Annotated in this window: 21 protein-coding genes, 1 tRNA gene and 1 pseudogene; 7 read left to right on the top strand and 16 right to left on the bottom strand. The window is 69.1% G+C overall.

Annotation, left to right across the window (positions count from 1 at the left end; all coding sequences use genetic code 11):
• Positions 1-22: 22 nt before the first annotated feature.
• Entirely contained in the window at positions 23-289 is a 267-nt protein-coding gene (locus tag AC0N04_RS17885; RefSeq protein ID WP_474283875.1) for a PAAR domain-containing protein, read from the bottom strand.
• An 87-nt stretch (positions 290-376) separates the two neighbouring features.
• Positions 377-1225 (bottom strand): M15 family metallopeptidase, encoded by an 849-nt coding sequence (locus AC0N04_RS17880; RefSeq protein ID WP_474283873.1) that lies wholly within the window; start codon positions 1223-1225, stop codon positions 377-379.
• A gap of 143 nt (positions 1226-1368) precedes the next feature.
• On the opposite strand from AC0N04_RS17880, the gene AC0N04_RS17875 reads away from it, so the two are divergent.
• Both AC0N04_RS17875 and AC0N04_RS17870 read left to right on the top strand, forming a co-directional pair.
• On the top strand, positions 1369-2235 hold the full coding sequence (locus tag AC0N04_RS17875; RefSeq protein ID WP_474283871.1) for a hypothetical protein: 867 nt from the start codon (positions 1369-1371) through the stop codon (positions 2233-2235).
• 263 nt (positions 2236-2498) lie between these two features.
• Entirely contained in the window at positions 2499-3863 is a 1365-nt protein-coding gene (locus AC0N04_RS17870; RefSeq protein WP_474283869.1) for a hemerythrin domain-containing protein, read from the top strand.
• 9 nt (positions 3864-3872) lie between these two features.
• Here AC0N04_RS17870 and AC0N04_RS17865 read toward each other — a convergent pair whose 3' ends face one another.
• The 6 genes from AC0N04_RS17865 to AC0N04_RS17840 form a co-directional block, all read right to left on the bottom strand.
• Positions 3873-4409, bottom strand: a complete 537-nt coding sequence (locus AC0N04_RS17865) for a response regulator (RefSeq protein ID WP_474283867.1) — start codon at positions 4407-4409, stop codon at positions 3873-3875.
• 35 nt (positions 4410-4444) lie between these two features.
• Positions 4445-5308 carry an HDOD domain-containing protein gene (locus AC0N04_RS17860; protein ID WP_474283865.1) on the bottom strand — a complete coding sequence of 288 codons (864 nt, stop codon included), beginning with the start codon at positions 5306-5308 and terminating at the stop codon, positions 4445-4447.
• Positions 5305-6138 carry a response regulator gene (locus AC0N04_RS17855; protein ID WP_474283863.1) on the bottom strand — a complete coding sequence of 278 codons (834 nt, stop codon included), beginning with the start codon at positions 6136-6138 and terminating at the stop codon, positions 5305-5307. Before AC0N04_RS17855 ends, AC0N04_RS17860 begins: the two co-directional genes overlap by 4 nt.
• Positions 6135-7511, bottom strand: coding sequence for a response regulator c-di-GMP phosphodiesterase, NosR family (gene nosR / locus AC0N04_RS17850; RefSeq protein WP_474283861.1), 1377 nt, complete (start codon positions 7509-7511; stop codon positions 6135-6137). Before nosR ends, AC0N04_RS17855 begins: the two co-directional genes overlap by 4 nt.
• A 119-nt stretch (positions 7512-7630) precedes the next feature.
• Positions 7631-7707, bottom strand: a tRNA-Arg gene (locus AC0N04_RS17845).
• A gap of 22 nt (positions 7708-7729) precedes the next feature.
• The gene (locus tag AC0N04_RS17840; protein WP_474283860.1) at positions 7730-8422 is read right to left on the bottom strand and encodes a glutathione S-transferase N-terminal domain-containing protein; all 693 of its coding nucleotides are present in this window, start codon (positions 8420-8422) and stop codon (positions 7730-7732) included.
• 47 nt (positions 8423-8469) lie between these two features.
• On the opposite strand from AC0N04_RS17840, the gene AC0N04_RS17835 reads away from it, so the two are divergent.
• Positions 8470-9132: a hypothetical protein gene (locus AC0N04_RS17835; RefSeq protein ID WP_474283858.1), complete on the top strand. Its 663-nt coding sequence runs from the start codon at positions 8470-8472 to the stop codon at positions 9130-9132.
• Between the two features lie 10 nt (positions 9133-9142).
• On the opposite strand, the gene AC0N04_RS17830 is transcribed toward AC0N04_RS17835, so the two are convergent.
• Genes AC0N04_RS17830 through AC0N04_RS17820 form a run of 3 tightly spaced genes read right to left on the bottom strand, consistent with a single transcriptional unit; the run spans position 9143 to position 12214 of the window.
• On the bottom strand, positions 9143-10360 hold the full coding sequence (locus AC0N04_RS17830; protein ID WP_474283856.1) for an acyl-CoA dehydrogenase family protein: 1218 nt from the start codon (positions 10358-10360) through the stop codon (positions 9143-9145).
• A gap of 26 nt (positions 10361-10386) precedes the next feature.
• Entirely contained in the window at positions 10387-11478 is a 1092-nt protein-coding gene (locus AC0N04_RS17825; protein ID WP_474283854.1) for a phosphotransferase family protein, read from the bottom strand.
• A 31-nt stretch (positions 11479-11509) separates the two neighbouring features.
• Positions 11510-12214, bottom strand: coding sequence for a Crp/Fnr family transcriptional regulator (locus AC0N04_RS17820; protein ID WP_474283853.1), 705 nt, complete (start codon positions 12212-12214; stop codon positions 11510-11512).
• 263 nt (positions 12215-12477) lie between these two features.
• On the opposite strand from AC0N04_RS17820, the gene AC0N04_RS17815 reads away from it, so the two are divergent.
• Positions 12478-14340 carry a type IV pilus assembly protein FimV gene (locus AC0N04_RS17815; protein WP_474283851.1) on the top strand — a complete coding sequence of 621 codons (1863 nt, stop codon included), beginning with the start codon at positions 12478-12480 and terminating at the stop codon, positions 14338-14340.
• A 40-nt stretch (positions 14341-14380) separates the two neighbouring features.
• On the opposite strand, the gene AC0N04_RS17810 is transcribed toward AC0N04_RS17815, so the two are convergent.
• Genes AC0N04_RS17810 through lptF form a run of 5 tightly spaced genes read right to left on the bottom strand, consistent with a single transcriptional unit; the run spans position 14381 to position 19105 of the window.
• Entirely contained in the window at positions 14381-15559 is a 1179-nt protein-coding gene (locus AC0N04_RS17810) for a pyridoxal phosphate-dependent aminotransferase (protein ID WP_474283850.1), read from the bottom strand.
• Positions 15549-16493, bottom strand: coding sequence for a CysB family HTH-type transcriptional regulator (locus AC0N04_RS17805; RefSeq protein ID WP_474283848.1), 945 nt, complete (start codon positions 16491-16493; stop codon positions 15549-15551). Before AC0N04_RS17805 ends, AC0N04_RS17810 begins: the two co-directional genes overlap by 11 nt.
• The gene (locus AC0N04_RS17800; RefSeq protein WP_474283847.1) at positions 16490-16876 is read right to left on the bottom strand and encodes a sirohydrochlorin chelatase; all 387 of its coding nucleotides are present in this window, start codon (positions 16874-16876) and stop codon (positions 16490-16492) included. The genes AC0N04_RS17805 and AC0N04_RS17800 overlap by 4 nt, the downstream gene beginning before the upstream one ends.
• Positions 16877-16880: 4 nt before the next feature.
• Complete coding sequence (gene lptG / locus AC0N04_RS17795) at positions 16881-18005, bottom strand: LPS export ABC transporter permease LptG (RefSeq protein WP_474283845.1); 1125 nt, start codon at positions 18003-18005, stop codon at positions 16881-16883.
• On the bottom strand, positions 18002-19105 hold the full coding sequence (lptF, locus tag AC0N04_RS17790; RefSeq protein ID WP_474283844.1) for an LPS export ABC transporter permease LptF: 1104 nt from the start codon (positions 19103-19105) through the stop codon (positions 18002-18004). Before lptF ends, lptG begins: the two co-directional genes overlap by 4 nt.
• A 28-nt stretch (positions 19106-19133) precedes the next feature.
• Between lptF and AC0N04_RS17785 the strand changes: the two genes are divergently transcribed.
• The 3 genes and pseudogenes from AC0N04_RS17785 to AC0N04_RS17775 all read left to right on the top strand — a co-directional run.
• On the top strand, positions 19134-20594 hold the full coding sequence (locus AC0N04_RS17785) for a leucyl aminopeptidase (protein ID WP_474283842.1): 1461 nt from the start codon (positions 19134-19136) through the stop codon (positions 20592-20594).
• Positions 20480-21043 (top strand): DNA polymerase III subunit chi, encoded by a 564-nt coding sequence (locus AC0N04_RS17780; RefSeq protein ID WP_474283840.1) that lies wholly within the window; start codon positions 20480-20482, stop codon positions 21041-21043. Before AC0N04_RS17785 ends, AC0N04_RS17780 begins: the two co-directional genes overlap by 115 nt.
• 221 nt (positions 21044-21264) lie before the next feature.
• Positions 21265-21452 (top strand): annotated as a pseudogene (locus tag AC0N04_RS17775) (branched-chain amino acid ABC transporter substrate-binding protein); the annotation flags it as partial.

Below are 21452 nucleotides of genomic sequence, written 5' to 3'. Positions count from 1 at the left end.
CCGAGGCGTGCGACGCCAACGCTCAGTCCGTCGTGCTGGCTTGGGAGGACAGCAGCGTCGCGCCGCAGGCCGTCCTGTCGCCATGGCGCGCCGCAGGCAGGCCGGCGATCAGGCAGGTTGGATCGCCGGTGGCGATCACCGTGGTGCCGCCGTGACCGCGTCGCGGGCAGGTGACGGCGTCACCCACGCGGGCGATGGGCCTGCCGCCGACGGTCGACGTGGGATCCCCTGCAATGACCTGTCCGCCGTGGTCGGTCTTGTCGCCGACGACGATGAATGGCTGTGCCATGCGCTCACTCCCTGGTGTTGTCTCTGTGCGGTCTTCGCTGTCGTTGTTCTGCGCCGCCGCGACGGCGCGGGACCGGTCCGCTGATCTTCAACGCCGCCCCAGCACATGGGGGCGCTGCAATTCGATGTGGCCCAGATCCTTGAGCCTGCGCCACTGGCCACCCCAGTTCAGGCCCACCGAGGCCGCGACCTGGCCGTAAACTTCGTAGGCTCGCGCCGCCCAAGGGTCGCGTTCCGAGATCACGATGTGGCCGTTGCGCAGGAACGCACAGTCGGCGGCCAAGCCATATTGGTGATAGCTCTGGTCGACTGCGGCCAGCGTGACCGACGCGCCCATGGCGGCCAGCTGGGCCTGGCGCTGCGGGCTTCGATAACCCTCGATCAACACCATGTCGTAGCCGTGTTGCTGGTGCATCAGCTGGAACACGGCCAACACCCGTTGGCGAAACTCCGCATCCAGCAATTCCCACTGCCGGCTGGCACCTCCGGCCATCGGGTGGGCCTGCTCCACTTCTGTGGTCATGAACCAGTCCGGTGGCAACGCAGGAGGAGGAACCAACTGCTCGCCGCTCAGCAGCCCGGCGATGCGGGGGTCCACGTCATGGCTGGCCGTGTCGTCGTAGCCATCGAAGGCATGCCTCTGACGCCATACCAGGGCGCTGCCTGGTGCGAGCGCCAGCAGCAGCACGGCGGCACCGACATGCCAGCGATAGGCCGCGGCCCACACCGTCGCCTGCCGCGCGCCATCGACCACCGGTGCGACAGCGGCGTTGGCGCAGCGACAACCGCGGGCGGCCACCAGAAGCAGCCAGGCCCGGCTTTGGTGTCGCAGGTCCCCCAGGCGGACGCGAACCTGAGCCCGTGCGGCAGGCAACGCGATCAGGGCCAGCGCGGCACAAACCAGCAGGAAGTAGGCGAGGACGGCGAGAAGCAACACGGAAGGGAAGACGGCGCGCAAATGGCAGGCCGCAGTGTGCCGAGCCCACCAGGGGCTGAGTAGCCCCCTTACGGGGGAACGGGTCGGCGGACTGGCCCGACCTAGAATGTCCGCGTCAAAGAAAATACGACAGGGAGTCGCTCTTGACCGCTTCCGCACCTCACGGTGGCGGCGCCACGGGCAGCGCCGCGTCCGCGCAGCGGCCTTCGCTGCTCTCCTCGCCGGTCCGCGAGCATGCGAGTGGCGCCGCCCATCCGTCGATCATGTCTGCGATCGAAGGTCGCGCAAGGGAGCGCCCAAGAGCCGCATCGTCGCCGGGCTGGACCGGTGTGGCCTGGACCCTGGGGGTTGCCGCGGCGATGACGGGGGCGGTGGCGTTCTGGTGGCCCGGCGGCGGTTCTTCGGTGTCCAAGGCCTCCGCCCCACCGCCGCCTCTCCACAGGCCGGGTTCGCCAACGGCCGCCGCCACGGCGGCGGCACCGCCGGCCGCGGCGACGCCGGCACCGATCGAGACCATCGAGCCGCCGGCCGAAGCGGTTGGCATCGCGGCCGAGCCGGTCGGCAAGATCCCCGCGGCGAGCGGGGCCGGCAGACCCGAGCGATCGTTTGCCGCGGCTGAGGCTGCCGCTGGCCACCCTGCTGCGGGGACCGCGCCGGCATCCGCCGTGGCGAAGATCCATCGCGGCGCAGCACCGGCCGCTCGCCGACACGGAGGCACGGCGGTGCGGGCCGGTGGTGCTCCATCGGACGATGCCGACGTGGACGTCATCGCTGCCCTGTTGCGACACTCGGACGGCCCTGCGGGCGCGCTGCGAGCCCACCCGGCGCGCGCCGGTTCGGACGCCGACATGCCGTCGATCGCCAGCCTGGTCCGACGGTGTCGGCGACTTGGTGGTCCGCAGGCCCTGCGGTGCCGACGTCGCCTCTGCGCCGGCTCCTGGGGCCAGGCCGAAGCCTGTCCCATCACCCAGGCGCCCGATGCCGGCACGGGCGCCGCGCGCCAGCGGTAAGGGCGAACCGGCAAGACCAGGCTCGGATGCCGCGCCCTCGGCGAGGTGCGGGCTGGGGCGGGCACATGGTGTCACCGGGCTGTGTCAAGGTCGATCGTTCGGCGCTGGCTTGATCGCGGCCGCCGTCTCGGCGGCGCGGATGCAGCGGATTTGCCGGTGCCGGGCCCGGCTTTTCCGGCGCTCGGATCGGCGCGTCCGGGAGGACGATCGACAGATCGGCGCCGGCCTGCGCGGGGCGGCGCTGCGCAGAGCAAGGGCACATCATGAAGGCATTCGAATGGGGGCCGCAGTTCGAATCGGGCATCGCGTCCGTCGACGAGCAGCACCGGCGCCTGGTGGGCATCATCAACCGCCTGGGCGAGGCCTTGATCGACGGCAGCGCCACCCAGGCCGGCATCCTGGCACTGTTCGACGACCTGGCGGCCTACGCCCAATTCCACTTCGCGGACGAAGAGCGGGTGATGGCGGCCGCCGGCGTGAGCCCCCGCCACGTGGCCGAGCATTGCCTGCACCACCGCCAGTTCGTCGAGCAGCTCGGCGGTCTGTGGAAGAGCCGTGCGTCGGTGCCGAACGCGCCCGAGGTGCTGCACGGATTTCTGTCGTCGTGGCTGACCTTCCACATCCTGGACGAGGATCTGGCGATGGCCCGGCAGGTGGCCGCCATCGCTGCCGGGGCGACGGCCGACCAAGCCCTGGCGGCGGAACAGTCGCCGCAGGACACCGGCAGCGCGGTGCTGCTGACCGCGATGGGCCAGCTCTACCAGGTGCTGTCGCAGCAGAACAAGGCGCTGCGGCAGACCAATGACCGCCTGGAGGCGGAGGTCACCGAGCGCACCCGCAACCTGCTGCAATCGGAGAAGATGGCCGCGATCGGCCAGCTGGCTGCCGGCGTGGCGCACGAGATCAACAACCCGATTGGCTTCGTCAAGTCCAACCTGGGCACGCTGGGCGCCTACAGCCACCAGCTGCTGCGCCTGGTCGACGGCTGCGAGGTAATGCTGGCCGCCGCGCCCGAGACCCGGGCGCGCTTCGAGGCGCTGGCCCAGGCAGAGGACCTGGCCTACATCCGCGGCGACCTGGCGACGCTGCTGGACGAGTCCCAGGAGGGCTTGCTGCGGGTCGGCAACATCGTCCAGGCGCTGAAGGACTTCGCCCATGCCGATTCGGTGGAGATGGTGGACGCCGACCTGATCAAGGGGCTGGACAGCACCCTCAAGGTGGCCGCCAACGAGCTGAAGTACAAGGCCGACGTGCGGCGCGAGCTGGCCCCCTTGCCGCCGGTGCGCTGCATTCCAGGTCAGATCAACCAGGTTTTCATGAACCTGCTGGTCAATGCCGCGCAGGCCATGGACGAGCACGGCGTGATCACGCTGCGCAGCGGCCACGACGACGCCGGCGTCTGGGTCGAGATCGCCGACACCGGCCGCGGCATCGCCCCCGAGAACCTCGACCGGCTGTTCGAGCCCTTCTTCACCACCAAGCCGGTGGGCAAGGGCACCGGCCTGGGCCTGTCGATCTCGTGGGACATCGTGCACAAGAAACACGGCGGCCGCATCGAGGTGAGCAGCGAGCTGGGCCGCGGTTCGCGCTTCAAGGTCTGGCTGCCGCGCATGCCTGTGGCGTTCTGACGGCCGCCGCTAGCGCAGCGGCGGCATGATCACCGCGCCGTCGGGCCCCCATTCGACCCGGGTCAGCCCGGGTTCGATCTGCTCCAGTCGGCGGCGCTCAAGCTCCTGCGGGCTGATCTGGCCCTGGCTGGCCGCCCAGGCCACCGCGCGGTCCCGCTGTTGCGCGCTCTGGCGTGCATGGTCGATCGAAACCTGGATGTGCTCGGCCAGCTCGGCGTCCTGCCAGGGTTTGGTCAGATAACGGAAGATGCCGATCTCGTTGACCGCGCGCTGCGCCGTGCCGAAGTCGGCGCTGCCGGTCAGCATCAGCTTCACGCTGTGCGGCTGGATCTCGGCGAACCGGGCCAGGAAGGTGAGGCCGTCCATGCCGGGCATGCGCAGGTCGGACACCACGATGTCGAACGGGCGTTCCATCGCGCGCTGCAGGCCGGCTGCGGCATCGCTGCACAACTCCATGCGGATGTCGCTGCCGAAGCGGGCCCGCAGGCTGCGCTTCAAGGCCGCCAGAACGGACAGTTCATCGTCCACCAGAAGCAGGGTTGTCATCGGATCCTCGTCGGGTAGGGCGGCCTTGACCGGTCTCAGGGGGCGTGCATTTCCGCGCACAGATCATGTACGGCTTGCTTGGTCTCGGCCATGAGCTGCCTCAGGGTGTCGTCGTCCAGGCCCAGGTCTGGGCATGCCACGACCTGACCTAGCGCGGCGGCGGGAAGACTGCCGTCGAGCTGCATGGCATGGGCCAGCCGGTCGGCGCAGCAGACCAGCCCGGAGACGCTGATGCGCTCGCCGCCAGCCGCTTCGCGCGGCCGGTGGTGCCACTCGATGGCCCGGCAGATGGCGTCCGGAAAGTGCCAGTGCCGGGCCACCTGCGCGCCGAGCTGCGGGTGTGAGAAGCCCAGCTCCCGCCGCTCGGCCTCGTCGGCGTCCAGGCCATCATGGCGGGCCCGCGCGATCGCTCGCTCGGCGGCCTCGGGGCTGAACGCGGCCAGCACCAGTTGCCCGACGTCGTGCAGCAAGCCGGCCAGGAACGCCTCGTCGGCATCGCGGTCGAGGCGCAGCGCCAGGGCCCGGGCGGCCATGGCGGTGGCCATGGTGTGGCGCCAGTAGCCGTCCATGTCGAACGCCGGGCAGGCCTCGACCCGCAGGTGCTTGCGCAGCGCCACCGCGGTCAGTGCCCCCGAGACGGTCCGCACGCCGAGGATGCGCAAGGCGTCGCCGATGCTGCCGACCCGGCCCGGCACGCCGTAGAAGGCCGAATTGGCCAGGCGCAGCAGGCGGGCCGCCAAGGCCTGGTCGTGCTCGATGAGCGCCACGCATTGCCGTTCGGAGTAGTCCGGCGTCTGCAGCAGGCGCATCAGATCGACCAGGACCTGCGGCAGCGGCGGCAAGTCGGTGACCTGGCGGGCCAGGGCGAGCAGCGGATCGGGGGCGCTGAGGAGCGTCATGGACGGGTCTCCGCGTTGCACGGCAGCAGCGTCAGCAGTTCGCCTCGGCTGACGGAGGCGTCCGGCATCGCCTGGCGCCAGGCCCAGGCGCCGTGCGGGCCCAGCGGCACCCAGTGCGCCGGGCCGGGCCCCGCGCCGCCCTGGCACGGCAGGCTTTGCCACAGCGCCGCGAGGTCTGGGGCCGGGGCGCCGCCCAGGCTGGCGAGCGCGGCGGGCATCAGGTCGCCGGCGCGGTGGTTCATGAAGACCAGCGTGCCCTCGGGGTCGATGCCGAACAGCGCCGCAGGCAGCAGGTCCACCATGTCGCGCAGGCTGCCGGCGCTGGCCTGCACCAGGCTGGCCTGCTGCTGTTGCCGTGCGAGATGGTGTTCGAGCCGGTGGTTCACATCGGCCAGATCGGCGTTGGCGCGCTCCAGCGCGGCCGTCAGGCGACGGTTTTCGTCCGCCATCTCCTTGTGCCGGAAGGCCTTGGCGACATGGTCGCGCAGGCGGTCGTCGTCCCAGGGTTTGGTCAGGAACTTGAACACCGCGCCTTCGTTCACCGCGTCGATGATCGATTGCAGATCGGTGTAGCCCGACAAGGTCATGCGGATGCTGCCTGGCCGCATCCGCTTGGCCTGACGCAGGAAGTCGACCCCGTCCATGCCCGGCATGCGCTGGTCGGAGACGATGACGTCCACGTCGTGGTCGGCCAGCAGCGCCAGCGCGTCGGCGCCGCTGGGCGCGGTCAGGATGCGGTAGCCGTCGCGCCGGAACAGGCGGCGCAGCGCGGACAGCACGCTGTCCTCGTCGTCCACCAGCAGCAGCGTGCGACTCGGCGCGTCGGTCATGCTGCGCTCCGGTGGGTCGGCGCGGGCGACGCTGCCGGGCGGGGCAGGGAGTCGCGACGGATCGGCAGGCGCAGCGCCTGTCCGGCGCGCTGCGCGAAGTTCTTCACCTGGCGGATCGTGACGTCGTCGAAACACAGGCCGCAGCGCAGCAGCACCAGGCCTTTGGGCGTCGCCAGGTCCTGGGCCAGGACCATGCCGTTCCGGAGTTCGTCGGGGCCCAGCATCAGCTCGGCTGCGGCCTCCTCCGCCATCTCCGCCAGCACCTCCAGCAAGGCCGCGACGACCGGCGCGTCGTAGTGTGTTCCGACGCCGCCGCGCAGCATCTTCTGCGCCGAGTCCGGCGTCTGGTGCTCCAGGCCGAAGGTGCCGTGAAGCAGGTCGTCGTAGTCGCTGGCGGCGCTGACGATGCGCGCCCCGATCACGATCTCGTCGCCGGCCAGGCCGCTCGGGAACCCCTGGCCATCCAGCCGCTCGTGGTGCTGGCGAATGATCTGCGCGATGCCGCGCATCTGCGGCAGCGGTTGCAGCGCGGCCTCGCCATCGATGGGGTGATGCCGGTAGCGCGACAGCGAATCGGGTCCGTAGGTCGACACCGCCTGTCCCAGCATGCGGTCCGGGAAGCCGATCTTGCCGATGTCGTGCAACAAGGCCGCGAAGTAGATGTCGCGCACCGAGCGCGGGTCGAGCTGGAGCCGCTCGGCGACGCGCTGGGCCAGCAGCGCGACGCGGCGCGAGTGACCGGCCATGCCGTTCTGGCGCATTTCGATCAGGCTGGAGAACACCAGCACGGCAGTCTCGAAGTTGCCGCGCAGCTCCTCGTAGGTCTTGTTGAGCATCGCGTTGACCTGCTCCAGCTCGGCCGTGCGCGACGCCACGCGTCGCTCCAGGTGCAGGTTCAGCTCGCGCAATTCGGCGTTCTGGGCCTGGGTCAGTGCCTGCAGCCGGGTGTTTTCTTGCAGCAGGTCGCGTTGCGCCAGCGCGTCGCGCACCGTCAGCAGCAGCGCCTGGTCGTCCCAGGGTTTGGCGATGTAGCGGTGGATCTCGCCGCGGTTGATGGCCGCGATGGTGGCGCTGATGTCCGAGAAGCCGGTCAGCAGAATGCGCACCACGCCGGGGTCGTGCGCCCGGACGGCCTCCAGGAAGCGCGCGCCGTCCATCTCCGGCATCCGCATGTCGGAAATCACCAGATCCACCGCCTGGGTCTGCAGCAAGCCCAGGGCGTCGGACGCGCGCGTGGATTGCAGGATCCGGTAGCCCGTCGGCCTGAACAGGCGCCGCAGCGCGCTCAGCACCGAAGGCTCGTCGTCCACCAGGAGCAAGGTCGGGCCTGCGGCGGCGGGCGTTGCAGATCCAGGCATTTCGGGGGGCGACATGGCAGGGGCGGCCGGCCGCGTCGATGCGGCCGGGCCTGACCTGATTTCGGCACCATGGCGGCAGAGTTGAGTCCGCGAGGCGCCGCCGCGCCCACTCTTGTCGGACCGATGGGAGTGCGTGGCCTGCCCGGAGGGACTCGAACCCCCGACCTGCTGCTTAGAAGGCAGCTGCTCTATCCAGTTGAGCTACGGGCAGTCGCGGCGCGGATTCTAGGCGGCTATTGCTGGCGGGCCTGGCGCTTGCCGAACAGGATCTCGCGCTCGGCGTCGCCGGTGATCGGCTTGCGCCGGTCGGCCAGGACCTCGACGCCGCGCATCACGGCGGGGCGCGCGGCGATCTCGTCGAACCAGCCTTTGAGGTGCGGGTAGTCGTTCCAGTCGATGCCCTGGTTCTTCCAACTCCTCAGCCACGGAAACACTGCGATGTCCGCGATGCTGTAATCGGGCCCGCCCAGATAGGTGGACTTGGCCAGCCGGGTGTCCATTACCTTGTACAGGCGCCTGGCCTCGTTGGTGTAGCGCTCGATGGCGTAGGGAATCTTCTCGGGCGCGTAGATGCGGAAGTGATGGGCCTGGCCCAGCATCGGGCCGACGCCGCCCATCTGGAACATCAGCCATTCCAGCACCTCGTACTTGGCGCGCGTGCTCTGCGGCAGGAAGCGGCCGGTCTTGCCGGCCAGATAGAGCAGGATGGCACCCGACTCGAACAGCGAGATCGGTTGGCCGTCCGGCCCGTCCGGATCGATCAGCGCCGGGATCTTGTTGTTCGGGCTGATCTTCAGGAACTCGGGCTTGAACTGGTCGCCAGCGCCGATGTCGATGGCATGCACGCGGTAGGGCAGGCCGCATTCCTCCAGCATGATGTGAACCTTGTGGCCGTTCGGCGTGGCCCACGAATACACTTCCAGCATGATCTTGTCTCCAAGGGCTTGAGGCGAGGCCCGACTCTAAACCAACCATGTTCGAGTTGTTGCAGCGCTGGCTGGGCCGCCATGGAGCACCGTACAGCGGGCCGGCGGTGGAGGCCTGGGCCCGTGAGGGCGGCTGGGTGTTCAAGCCCACGCGCGAGCACGACGGCTTCGTGATCGAGGGGCCTCCAGGCGGCTGGCGGCTGGAGTGGGGCCCTGCCCAGCGGCGCTACATCGGATCGCACGAACTGCGTCTGCGCGCCGAGACCGGCATCGACCCGATGAGCTATGCGGTGGTCATGCCGCGGCCGCTGATGGACGCGCTGGAGCGCGAGCTGTTCGGCGAATTCACCCGCGGCGTCGAGACCCGCCTCGACGACGCCACACCGGAAGAAGTGCGGTGGCTGGCGATGGCCGCCCGCCTGAACGGTCAGGAGATGGGCGCCCTGAGGGAGCACCTGGCCGCCACCGGCAACGTACCGCAGTGGCTGCAGCAGTGGCTCGCCGGACCGACCGGGGCGGCCCTGCAGGCGATGCGGTCGGCCGAACTGGCCGATGCGTTGAGCTGTTTCTCGCTGGTGGTGCGGCACGGCCAGCTGGTACTGCGTCTGGCGGTGGCCAGGCCCGAGGTGCCGGTGCTGGCCGCCGCCGTTCGCCTGTTCGACACGGCGTTGGCCCAGGCGCGCCTCTCGGCGCAGGTGCCCGGGCCCTGAACTTGTCGCGTCAGGCGGCGTGCTTGCCGAGTTCGAGCTTGGCGATCGCGTTGCGGTGGACCTCGTCGGGGCCGTCGGCGAAGCGCAGCGTGCGGGCCAGGGTGTAGAAGTACGCGAGCGGGAAGTCCTGGCTCATGCCGGCACCGCCGTGAACCTGGATCGCCCAGTCGATGACCTGGCACGCCATCTGGGGTGCCACCACCTTGATCATCGCGATCTCGGCCTTGGCGGCCTTGTTGCCCGCCACGTCCATCATCCACGCGGCCTTCAGCGTCAGCAGCCGGGCCTGGTCGATCATGCAGCGGGCTTCCGCGATCCGCTCCTGGGTCACACCTTGCTGGGCGATCGGGCGGCCGAAGGCCACGCGCCGGGTGGCGCGCTGGCACATCAGTTCGAGCGAGCGTTCGGCCAGGCCGATCAGGCGCATGCAGTGGTGGATGCGGCCCGGGCCCAGCCGACCCTGGGCGATCTCGAAGCCGCGCCCTTCACCCAGCAGGATGTTGCTCGCCGGCACCCGGACGTTGACGAAATCGATCTCCATGTGGCCGTGCGGCGCGTCGTCGTAGCCCATCACCGACAGCGGCCGGATCACGGTCACTCCGGGCGCGTCGATCGGCACGAGGATCATCGACTGCTGCGAGTGGCGCGGCGCGTCCGGATCGGTCTTGCCCATGAAGATCAGCACCTTGCAGCGCGGATCGCCGGCGCCGCTGGTCCACCACTTGCGGCCGTTGATCACGTAGTCGTCGCCCTGGCGCTCGATGCGGGCTTCGATGTTGGTGGCGTCGGCCGAGGCCACCGCCGGTTCGGTCATGGCGAAGCCCGATCGGATCTGGCCGGCCAGCAGCGGCTCCAGCCATTGCTTCTTGTGCTCGGCGCTGCCGTAGCGCACCAGCACTTCCATGTTGCCGGTGTCGGGTGCCGAGCAATTGAAGACTTCGCTGGCCCAGGGCACCCGGCCCATGATCTCGGCCAGCGGCGCGTATTCCTGGTTCAGCAGCCCGGCACCGAGCTCGCTCTCGGGCAGGAACAGGTTCCACAGGCCGGCAGCCCGGGCCTTGGGCTTGAGCTCCTCGATCACCGGCAGCGGCGTCCAGCGCCTGCCGGCCTGGGTGTTGGCCTCCAGTTCGGCGAGGAAGCGCGCTTCCGCCGGATAGACGTGCTCGGCCATGAACGCCTTGACGGCGGCCTGGAGTTCCTGCGTGCGGGGTGAGTAGCCGAAGTCCATGGTGTCTCCTGGTGGGCTGGGGGTGTTCAAGACGAGGCTTGTTGCGCGAAGCGCCAGGCCAGATCGGACAGCGCGGGGGCGGCTGCTCCGGTGGCTTTGGCCTGCGCGCTGGCGGCGGTGCCGTTTTCAACCCGCTTGGCGATGCCTTGCGCGATGGCGGCGATGCGGAACAGGTTGTAGGCGAGGTAGAAATTCCAGTCCTGCGCCAACTGGGCGGCATCGGTGCGGCCCGTGCGTTCGCAGTAGCGCTGCACGTAGTCCTGCTCGGCAGGGATGCCCAGTGCCGCATGGTCCAGCCCGGCGATGCCGCGGAATGTGCCCGGCGGGATGTGCCAGGACATGCAGTGGTAGCTGAAGTCCGCCAGCGGGTGGCCGATCGTGGACAACTCCCAGTCGAGCACGGCCATGACTTTCGGCTGGTCGGGATGGAACATCAGGTTGTCCATCCGGTAGTCGCCGTGCACGATCGCGACCTCGGATTCATTGCGCGCACCGGGGGGGATGTTCGCGGGAAGCCACGCCAGCAGCCGGTCCATCGCCGGGTTCGCACCGGTCACCGAGGCCAGGTACTGTTTGCTCCAGCGACCGATCTGGCGCTCGAAGTAGTTGCCCGGCTTGCCGTAGTCTCCCAGGCCGACGGCCACCGGATCGACGCTGTGCAGCGCGGCGATGACGCGGTTCATTTCGTCGTAGACGGCGGCGCGCTGGGACGGGGTCATGCCGGGCAGGGACTGATCCCACAGCACGCGGCCATCGACGAACTCCATCACGTAGAACGCCCGGCCGATGACCGTTTCGTCTTCGCACAGCAGGTGCATCCGCGCCACCGGCACGCCGCTGCCGTGCAAGGCTCGCATGACGCGGAACTCGCGCTCGATCGCATGGGCGGACGGCAGCAGTTGGGTGGCCGGGCCGGGCTTGGTGCGCATCACGTAGGCGCAGCCGGGCGTGATCAGCTTGTAGGTCGGGTTGGATTGGCCGCCCTTGAATTGCTCGACGGTCAAGGGCGCGGAGAAGCCCTCGAGGTGCTGCTCCAGATAGGCCTGCAACGCGGCCACGCTGAACTGGTGGCTGGTCGAAACGGCGCGGGTGCCGGTGAAATGGTCCATCGCGTTCATCCTCGTTCGGGGCTGTCGCCCACGCCTGCGCCTAGCGTTCGGCCGCCGCGAGCAGCTTGTCGCGCGACAGCACGACCAGGCGGGTCGGTTCGACCCGAAGCACGCCGTCGCGCTCGAGTTCCTTCAGTTCCTGGTTCACGCGCTGGCGCGATGCGCCCAGCAACTGCGCCAGATCTTCCTGCGCCAGTTGCAGCCCGATGCGGATTTCCTCGCCCTGGCTGATGCCGTAGCTCTTGGCCAGCAGCAGCAACTGCTTGGCCAGCCGCGCGGCCAGCGGGCGCGTGTTCAAGTCTTCGATCAGGTTGAACATGAGCCGCAGGCGCCGGCAATTGAGGCGCAGCAAGGCTTCGTACAACTCCACATGCTGTGACAGCAAGTCCTTGAAGTCGGCCTTGCGCACATTGAGCAAGGTGGTCGCGCCATGCGCGGTCGCGTCGTGCGTGCGCGGCAGGCCATCGAACAGGGCGATGTCGCCGAACCAGGTGCCGGGTTCGACATAGGTCAGGCTGACCTGCTTGCCCGCCAGCGACACCGAGCTGACCCGCACCGCGCCTCGGGCGACGCCGATCCAGTCTTCGGCCGGCGAACCCCGCGCCGCCAGGGAGGTGCCATCGCTCAGCCGTCGCACGCTGGCGCGCGCCAGGATGGCGCTGCGCAGGGCGGGTGAGAGGGAACAGAACCATGCACCGTGGTCGATGTTTTGTCGTTCTTCGATTGTAAGAATCAGGGGGTTCATGTCTTGTCTCGGGCGTGACAGCGGCAGGTTTGGCGCCGGGATCATTGTCCACGTTGACCGGTCTCGAAGGCGGCGCGGCGGGATGGCCCTGCTGGCGAAGCAAGCCGTTGCGCGAGGGGTCGAGAGACCTCGGCGATCGCGGTCGATCGACGGCGGAAATGGGGGCTTGCGCCAGCGCGACATCCTCCGATCGGCGGCCTGAAATCGTATCCAATCGTGTTAGAGTGGACTGAAACTTTTGCGCGCTTCCTCCCGTCTAAGGCATGGCCTTTCACCGACCTACGCTGTTCCTCTGCTGCGCCGTCCTGGCGGCGGCGCCCGATGTCGGCGCGGTTGGCTTCGGTCAGGTGTCACCGTCGGCCGTGCTGGGGCAGCCGTTGAACGTGCAGGTGCCCATCCATCTTGATGGCGGCGAGCGCATGTTCGCGGAGTGCGTCAAGGCCGAGATCACCGCAGGCGACACCGTCCTGCTGCCGAACCAGATCCGGGTGTCGGTCCAGCCGACTCCGGACCCCAGCCAGTGGCTGGCGCGCATCGGCACGGTCGGGCCGGTCACCGAACCGATCGTCGAGTTCAGCGTCAGTGCCGGCTGTGAAAGGCGGTTCATGCGCCGGTTCACGGTCTTTGCAGATCCGCCGGTGATGGCGCTGACCGCCTCCGCGGTTGCGCCGGCCGTGGGGCTGGCTGCCCCGGTGGCGGTGGCCCGACCGGTTGCGCCCACGGCCGCCGACGCGAGCCTGGCGGAGACTCCCGTGCCGGCGCGGCAGCCACGGCGAGCCTTCGCGCATGCCGCTGCCCGGACGCCCCGGCATGCGGTGCCGCGTGCAGCGCCCCGGCAAGCCGAGCGTGCCGGGGTGCCGGGCGATCAGCATGTCGCGGTGCTGCTGCTGGACGTGGCCGGGCCCCGGCTGCGCATGGATCTGGACGATCCGGTCATTATGCCGTCGGATGCGGCCAGCGCGGCTGCCCGCGCCGATTCGGACGCGGCGGACGGCGACGCGGTCGACGCCCATCGCCTGCAGATGCTGGAGAAGTCCCTCGCGGCGCTGACCCGGGAGGCGCAAGCCACCCAGGCCAGCGAGAGCGGGCTGCGGACACGGCTGGCGGCGGCGGAAGCCCGCAGCCGGATGCTGCCTTGGTTGCTGGGCCTGCTGCTGCTGGCCGCCGGTGTGGCCGCCTGGCTGGCCTTGCGCCTGCGGTCGGTGGGGCAAGGTGGCGACAAGAAGAGTTCGGCGGCGCCGGTCTGGTGGAGCGGCGAGGCCGCCTCGGAGGCGGCCGGCCTGCCGCCGGCCGACGCGGCGATGCCGCCGCCGCGGCCCGACGCCGAATTGGCCAGGACACTTCGCGCGGCGCCGCCCGCGGCACGGCTGGCGGAGGTTGTCGAAGACGACGATCTGGCCGCCAGCGAACGCACCGAAACCTTGCCCGGACCGCCGCCCGAGCTGCCCGATCGCGGCGCCTTCGGATCGATCGTCGATGGCACGGCGGCACCGGCGCGGGCCGTGTCGGTGGAAGAGTTGCTGGATCTGGAACAGCAGGCCGATTTCTTCATCGCCTTGGGCCAGGAGGATGCCGCAGTGGACCTGCTGATGTCGCACCTGCGCGGCACGCGGGGGCAAAGCCCCTTGCCCTATACCAAGCTGCTGGAGATCTATCGCCGCCAGGGCGATCGATCGGCATATGAGCGGATCCGTGCCCGGTTCAATCGCAGCTTCAACGCCTATGCACCCGATTGGGAGACAGGGCCGTTGCATGGACGGTCTCTGGAGGACTACCCGGACGTCGTGGCCAACCTGCAGGCGCAATGGTCCTCGCCGCTGAACTCGATGGCCGTCCTGGAGGCGATGCTGTTCCGCAATGACGAGCGGCAGGCGCTGTTCGATCTGCCGGCCTACAAGGACGTGCTGCTGCTGTATTCGCTCGCGCGGGACCTGTACCAGCAAGAAGGCCTGTCCGCGGCCGACGTCGATCTGCTGTTGCCGCTGGATGACGCGGCCGCGTCTCAGGACCACGCCGCGCTCGGCGACGCGGCGGCACCAGCAACCGGCGAGGCGGGCAAGGCGCCGTACGAGTTGACCTCGTTCTCGCTCGACCTGCCGACGCCTCCGCACGATCCGAAGCGTTGACCCGCCGGCCCGGCCGTGCGCGCCCCGGCGTGCGACGGGGTCACAGCCGGGCCAGGCGGTCCAGCGCCGTTTGCAGCGTGGCGTCCTGCTTCGCGAAGCAAAAACGGATCGTCGACTGTTCCGGCGCCCGGTCGTAGAACGCCGACAGCGGAATAGCCGCCACGCCCACCTCGCGGGTCAGCCACTCGCAGAACGCGACATCGGGCAGACCGCTGATCGCTTCGTAGCCGACGCATTGGAAGTAGCTGCCTTCGCAAGGCAGCAGCCTGAATCGGGTCCGCGCCGCGAGTTGGCTGCGAAACAGGTCGCGCTTGCGCTGATAGAAGGCGCCCAGCCCCTGCCAGGTCGACGCATCGGCCATGAAACGGGCCAGGCCGTGCTGCATCGGGGTGTTCACGGTGAAGACGTTGAACTGGTGCACCTTGCGAAACTCGGCCATCAGCGCCGCCGGCGCGGCCACGTAGCCCACTTTCCAGCCAGTGACGTGAAAGGTCTTGCCGAAGCTGGAGATCACGACACTGCGGGCGGCCAGCGCCGGGTGCTGGCAGGCGCTGACGTGTCCGCGGCCATCGAACACCATGTGCTCGTAGACCTCGTCCGACAGCAGCAGCACGTCGGTGGCGTCCAGCAGCGCCGCCAATTGCCGCTGCTCATCCTGGGTCCAGACCGTGCCGGTCGGGTTGTGCGGCGTGTTGACGATCAGGGCGCGGGTGCGCGGGCCGATCGCCGCCTCGACCGCGGCGAAGTCCGGCCGCAGGTCGGCGCTGCGCAAGGGCACGCGGACCGCCGTGCCACCAGCCAACCGGATCGCCGGCACGTAGCTGTCGTAGCATGGGTCCAGCACCAGCACCTCGTCGCCGGGGTGCACCAGCGCCAACAAGGCGGTCAGGATGCCCTGTGTCGCACCCGCGGTGATCGTGATCTCGGTCTCGGGGTCGTAGCGACGGCCGTGCCGGGCTTCGATGCCGTCGCAGACGGCCTGGCGCAGAGGCATCACACCCAGCATCGAGGGGTATTGGTTGAGCCCTTCTCGCATCGCCGCATGCACCGCGTCGATCAGCCGGGGATCGCAGTCGAAGTCGGGAAAGCCCTGACCCAGGTTGACCGCGCCGTGCTGCTGCGCCAGGGCCGACATCACGCTGAAGATCGTGGTGCCGACCTCGGGCAGGCGGCTCGCCAGCCGAGGCGGGGCGGCGCCCGCGGAGGTGTCAGAGTTCATAGTCCTCTCCCTGGCCCGCCATCGCCCGATCGATCACGTGGCGCGTCAGCCGGTGCGACAGCAACTCGGCGAAGGCCAGCACGTAGCCCCGCAGGTAGGCGCCGCGCCGGAAGGCAACGCGGGTCGTGTTCTGGCCGAAGAGATGCGAGGCCGGCATCGCGACCAGGCCGCTGCCGGCGGGCTCTCCCTGCATCGCCATCTCGGCCACGATGCCCACGCCCAAGCCGGCACGCACGTAGGTCTTGATCACGTCGGAGTCGATCGCCTCCAACGCGATGTTGGGGGTCAGGCGGCGCAGCGCGAAAGCCTGATCGATACGGCGCCGACCGGTGAAGGCGGGCTGATAGGAGATCAGCGGATGGTCGGCGAGTTGTTCGAGGCTGATGCGCTCCACGCCGGCCAACGGGTGCTCGGCCGGCACCACGATGACGTGCTGCCATTCGTAGCAGGGCAGGGTGATCAGCTCGTCGATGTCGGCCAGCGACTCGGTGGCCAGCCCGATGTCCGCCGTGTCGTCGAGCAGCATCTGCGCCACCTGCTCGGGCGAGCCCTGGTGCAGGCTGACCTGCACCTTGGGATACTTCTTGCGCAACTGCGTCACCGGCTCGGGCAGCACGTAGCGCGCCTGGGAATGGGTGGTCGCGATCGACAGGCGTCCTGCGTCCTGCTTGGAGAACTCCTCTCCGATGCGCTTGAGGTTGGCGATCTCGCGAAGAATCACGTCCACCGACTTCAGTACCTGCAGGCCCGGCTCGGTGATGCGGCGCAGGCGCTTGCCGTGGCGCACGAAGATGTCGATGCCGAGTTCTTCCTCGAGTTCGAGAATCGCCTTCGAGATGCCGGGCTGCGACGTGAACAATGCCTTGGCCGTCTCGGTCAGGTTGAGATTGCGGCGGACCGCCTCCTGCACGAAGCGCAGCTGGTGGAGATTCACGGCGAGGGCTCCGACGCCTGGCGGCTCAGATCGATGGCGATGCGCGCCATCGCGGCCAGCAGCTCGGGATGCTCGCCGACGGCGGCATTCAACCGCCACACCACGTCGGGCCGCTCCGAGCGGAGCACCTGGAGGCGTTCGGGCAAATCCTTGCGGACATGCCCCCCGGCGCCGAGGAACAGCGGCACCACGTCGATGCGACGGCAGCCCGCATCGGCGAGCTGACGTCCCGCCGCGTTCAAGTCAGGGCTCATGAACTCGAGGTACGCATTGAGCACCTTCAAGCCCGGGGCCTGGTCGCGGATCAGCTGGGCCGTGCGTTCGAAGGGGTGGGCCCAGCGGGGATCGCGTGCGCCGTGGGCGAAGAGGATCATGCCATTCATGGGATCACCTGAAGCGGACCAGCCAGGCGAACGCCGCCAAGGACATGGCCAGGTAGACAAGGCTGGGGACGGCCGCGGCGAACCAGGGGGTCCAGTCCCGCAACAGGCCGAGGTGCCCGACCACGTTGTTGAGCAGCACGAACGAGATGCCCAGCATGATGCCGCCGAAGACCTTGAGGCTGACGCCGCCCGAGCGCGCGTGCAAGTAGGCGAAGGGCAGGGCCAGCGCCATCATCACGATGCAGGCGAACGGATAGAGCGCGCGTTTCCAGAACTGCAGCTCATAGCGCTGGGCGGTTTGTTCCTGGTCATTGAGGTGGCGGCTGTAGCGCCATAGCGCCAGGGTCGACATGCTCTCGATCGGCGAGACGGCGGCGGCTACCACCCGCTCGTCCAGGGTGGTGGGCCAGTCCAGCTCGGGCAGGCTGCGGGTCACCACGGGCGCATCGGCATCGGCGGCGTCGTCGGCCGGCCATTCGGTGTCTTGAACCTGGGTCAGGTGCCAGACCGCCCCCGAGGCCGTGTGTGCGGCGCGACCGCTGGCGGCCTCGATGCGCGAGACCAGGTGGCCCTGGGCGTCGTGCTCGAAGATCCGGATATGCCGCATCACGCCGTCGCCATCGGTGCCCAGCACGTTGATCGAGAACGATCGCATGCTGCCCGACACCTCCCGGTGTTCCTTGAGCCAGGCGCCGGTGCCGCCCAGGTCCTGGCCGCCACGCAGGCGGGTCTGCAGCGCCAGGGCCTGCTGCTGGCCGAACGGGGCCACGAACTCGCCGACGACGAACGTCACCAGCGCCAGCGCCAGGCCCAGCGTCAGCAGCAGCGACAACGCCCGCCCGGGGCCCAGGCCTCCGGTGCGCAGGATGGTGAATTCGGAGGACTGCGCCAGGCGCGCCATCGAGTAGATGGTGCCGATCAGCACCGAGATCGGGAACAGCTCGTAGAGCCGGCCGGGCATGTAGAGCACCGCCGTCAGCGCGGCGCTCCAGATGGTCACGCCGTTGTGCCCGACATCCTCGAGTTCGTCGAGGAAGTCGATGAAGAAGAACAAGGACATGAAGGCCAGCGAGACGAACACGACCGACCAGACCACGTCCCGGTACAGCAGGGCCCGAACGGTTTTCATGTCGGCGCGGCTCCGGCCTTCAACGCGGCGCCCGGGGCCCAGACCGCGGCATGGTCGCGCCACCAGATCAGCAGCAGCGCGAGGCCGAAGGCACCGCCATGAAGGCTGATCAGCGCGGCCGGCATGCCCAGGCGGCCCGAGGCGACCCACGCCTGGCTGAGGTTGAGCAGGTTGTAGTAGACGACGAAGGTGAGCAGCGCGAACAGGAGGTTCCAGTTGCTGGCCCGTCGCGGGTTGGTGGCCGAGGTGCCGATGCCCAGCAGCGTCAGGTTGGCGGCACCGAACAGCAGGCCCAGCCGCCACACCAGCTCGCCCTGGTTGGACAGCGAAGGGTCCCGGATCAGTTCGGTCATCTGCAAGGTCTTGGGCGAGCGGGCCTGCGCGGCGCTGACCACGTTGGCGCCGACCCGCATGCGGTAGGTGCCGAACTGGGTATGCACGCGTTCGCCGTTGCGGCTGTCCTGCTCGTTGCGGTTGCCGCCGTCCAGCACCAGTTGGCGTTGCGAGCCCTGGGTTTCAATGCGGCCGGCACGGGCCGTGGTGACCGACTCCTGCGTGCCGGAGCGGCTCAGGACGAACACGTTGCGCCCCAGGCCCGCCGTCTCTCCCTTGCGCTCGACGAAGAACACCCGGTTGCCGTCGCGCGAGGTCTGGAAGGTGCCCGGCGCCACGCGGGACAGGTCGGAGCGCTGTTCGTAGCGGGTGCGCATGTCGGCCACTTTCTGATTTCCCCAGGGCCAGATCAACAGGCCGAGCACGCCGACCAGCACCAGCACCGGCCAGGCCATGCGCAGGACCGGCCGAATGAAGCGCGCCAGGCCGATGCCGCTCGAAAACCACACCGCCATCTCGCTGTCGCGGTACATCCGTCCCAGCGTGATGACGACCGCGATGAACAGCGACAACGCCAGCATCGTCGGCAATTGCCCCAGCGCGGTGAATCCGAGCAGCAGCGCCACGTCCTGGGGCGACACCACGCCGTCGGCGGCCATGCCCAGGGTGCGAATCAGCATCATCGTGAAGACGATGGTCAGGATCACCACGAGCGTGGCCCCGAATCCCCGGGCCAGCTCCTTGCGGACCGACGAATCGAATAACATCAAAAAATCACTTTCATCGAGACAGATTATGAACTTGCATGCTCACGCGCTGGCGACCGGCGGATTGGCGGGATTCGCGGCGGATGCGCTGATCGTGGTGGTGCCTGCCACGGGATCGGGCGCCGCTGCGGAGAAGCCGCTGGACGCCGTCGTCAAGGCAGCGATCAAGCAGGGGGATTTCCAACCCAAGGCCGGCCAGATGCTGTACCTGCACGGCGTGGCCGGCATGAAGGCGGCCCGGGTGCTGCTGGTGGGGGCCAAAGACGGCTCGCCCAAGTCGTTCCGCCAGGCCATGGCCGCGGCTCTCGGCGGGCTGAAGGGCCGCTCGCTCGAGCACCTGGCCGTGCGGCTGCTGGGCGCGGACACCGAGGCGCCCCACGCCGAAATGCTGGCGCTGGCGCTGGAGCAGACCTATTACGTCTACCGCCACACCAAACCGAGTGCGGAGCCCGCCAACGCGCCGGCGCGGGTCAGCCTGCTGTGCGTTGCGGGCGAACTGGCGGGCGCCAAGTCCGGCCTGGCACTGGGCAAGGCGATCGCGGCCGGCGTGACCGAGGCCCGCGAGTGCGGCAACCGGCCCGGCAATCACTGCACGCCGACATGGCTCGGCGAAGAGGCCGAGCGCGTGGGCCGGGAGCACGGACTCGAGGTCAAGGTGCTGGATCGCAAGGCGATCGAGAAGATCGGCATGGGCTCGTTCCTGTCGGTGTCGCGCGGTTCCGACGAGCCGCCACGCTTCATCATCATGGAATACCGGGGCGCGCCGCGCAAGAAGGCGCCGGTGGTGCTGGTGGGCAAGGGCATCACCTTCGACACCGGCGGCATCTCGATCAAGCCGGCGCCGGAGATGGACGAGATGAAGTTCGACATGGGCGGCGCGGCGAGCGTGCTCGGCACCATGCGCGCGGTGGCGGAAATCAAGCCGAAGATCAACGTCGTGGCGCTGATCCCGACCTGCGAGAACATGCCCAGCGGCCGCGCGACCAAGCCGGGCGACGTGGTCACCAGCTTGTCGGGCAAGACGATCGAGGTGCTCAATACCGACGCCGAGGGGCGTCTGATCCTGTGTGACGCGCTGACCTATGCAGAACGCTTCAAGCCGGCGGCCGTGGTGGACGTGGCCACCTTGACCGGCGCCTGCATCATCGCGCTGGGGCACCATCACGCCGGACTCTACGCGTCGGACGACGCGCTCGCCGAGGACCTGCTGGAGGCGTCGCGGGCGGCGCTGGATCCCTGCTGGCGGATGCCGCTGGACGACGAGTACGACGAGGCCCTGAAAAGCAATTTCGCGGACATGGGCAATGTCGGCGGCCGCCCGGGCGGCTCGATCACGGCGGCCAAGTTCTTGCAGCGCTTTGCCGGCCAATACCCATGGGCTCACCTGGATGTCGCCGGGGTGGCGCACCGCTCCGGCGCTGCCAAAGGCGCCACCGGCCGGCCGGTGGGCCTGCTGACCCACTTCGTGCTGGCCCGCGCCGAGCGTTGACCGCGGCGAGGCGTTCCGTGGCCGAGGTGGTGTTCTTGACGGGCGTGGACAACCCCGTGGCCTTTGCCTGCCGGCTGCTGCGAAAGAAGTCGCGGGAAGGCGAGCGGATGGCGGTGTTCGGGCCGCCCGACGTGCTGGCGCGCCTGGATCTGGCGCTGTGGTCGGAGTGGCCGCTGGATTTCATGGCGCACCTGCGCTTGCAGGGCGATGCGGCGGCGCCGGCCGATGCCCTGCGAACGCCCATCTGGCTGCTCGATCGCCCCAAGGACGGCTTGGCCTGCACGAGCGCGGTGAACCTGGGCGCCGAGGCGGTCGAGATGTTCGAGGGTTACGAGCGGATCGCCGAGATCGTCGCCGCCGACGATGCCGAGCGCCGGGCGGGTCAGGCGAGGTGGGTGCGCTACAAGGGCTTGGGCCACATCCTGGTCCATCGGCCGCAGAGCGCGTGACCCGGTCCTTGCGCCGCGTCATCGCCCGCCGATGGCCATGCGTTGAGGAGCCGGCGACGGCCTGTCCGACGGGGCCTTTCGGTGGCCCGTCGAGCGACCGCCGCTCAGGTTTGGTACGGATGGGGACGGTGGCTGTTTTGGAGTATCTTCTGCCCGTTGAGCGTGAGCGACAGACTTGCTGTTCCCCCGATTCGACATCCCCCAACTGGAGGTTTCTACCCATGCAAATCAAACTGAATGTGATCGTTGCGGCCGCGGCCGTCGTGCTGGCCGGTACGGCGTATGCCGACGACCTGGTCGTCAAGATCGGTCATGTGGGCCCGACGAGCGGGGCGATTGCCCACCTGGGCAAGGACAATGAAAACGGCGCGCGCATGGCGATCGACGACCTGAACGCCAAGGGCGTGAT

The organism is Ideonella sp. sgz306126 (genome assembly GCF_056032705.1).
The sequence above is the reverse complement of the archived record's forward strand: the minus strand, read 5'-3'. Positions and strand labels throughout refer to the sequence as shown.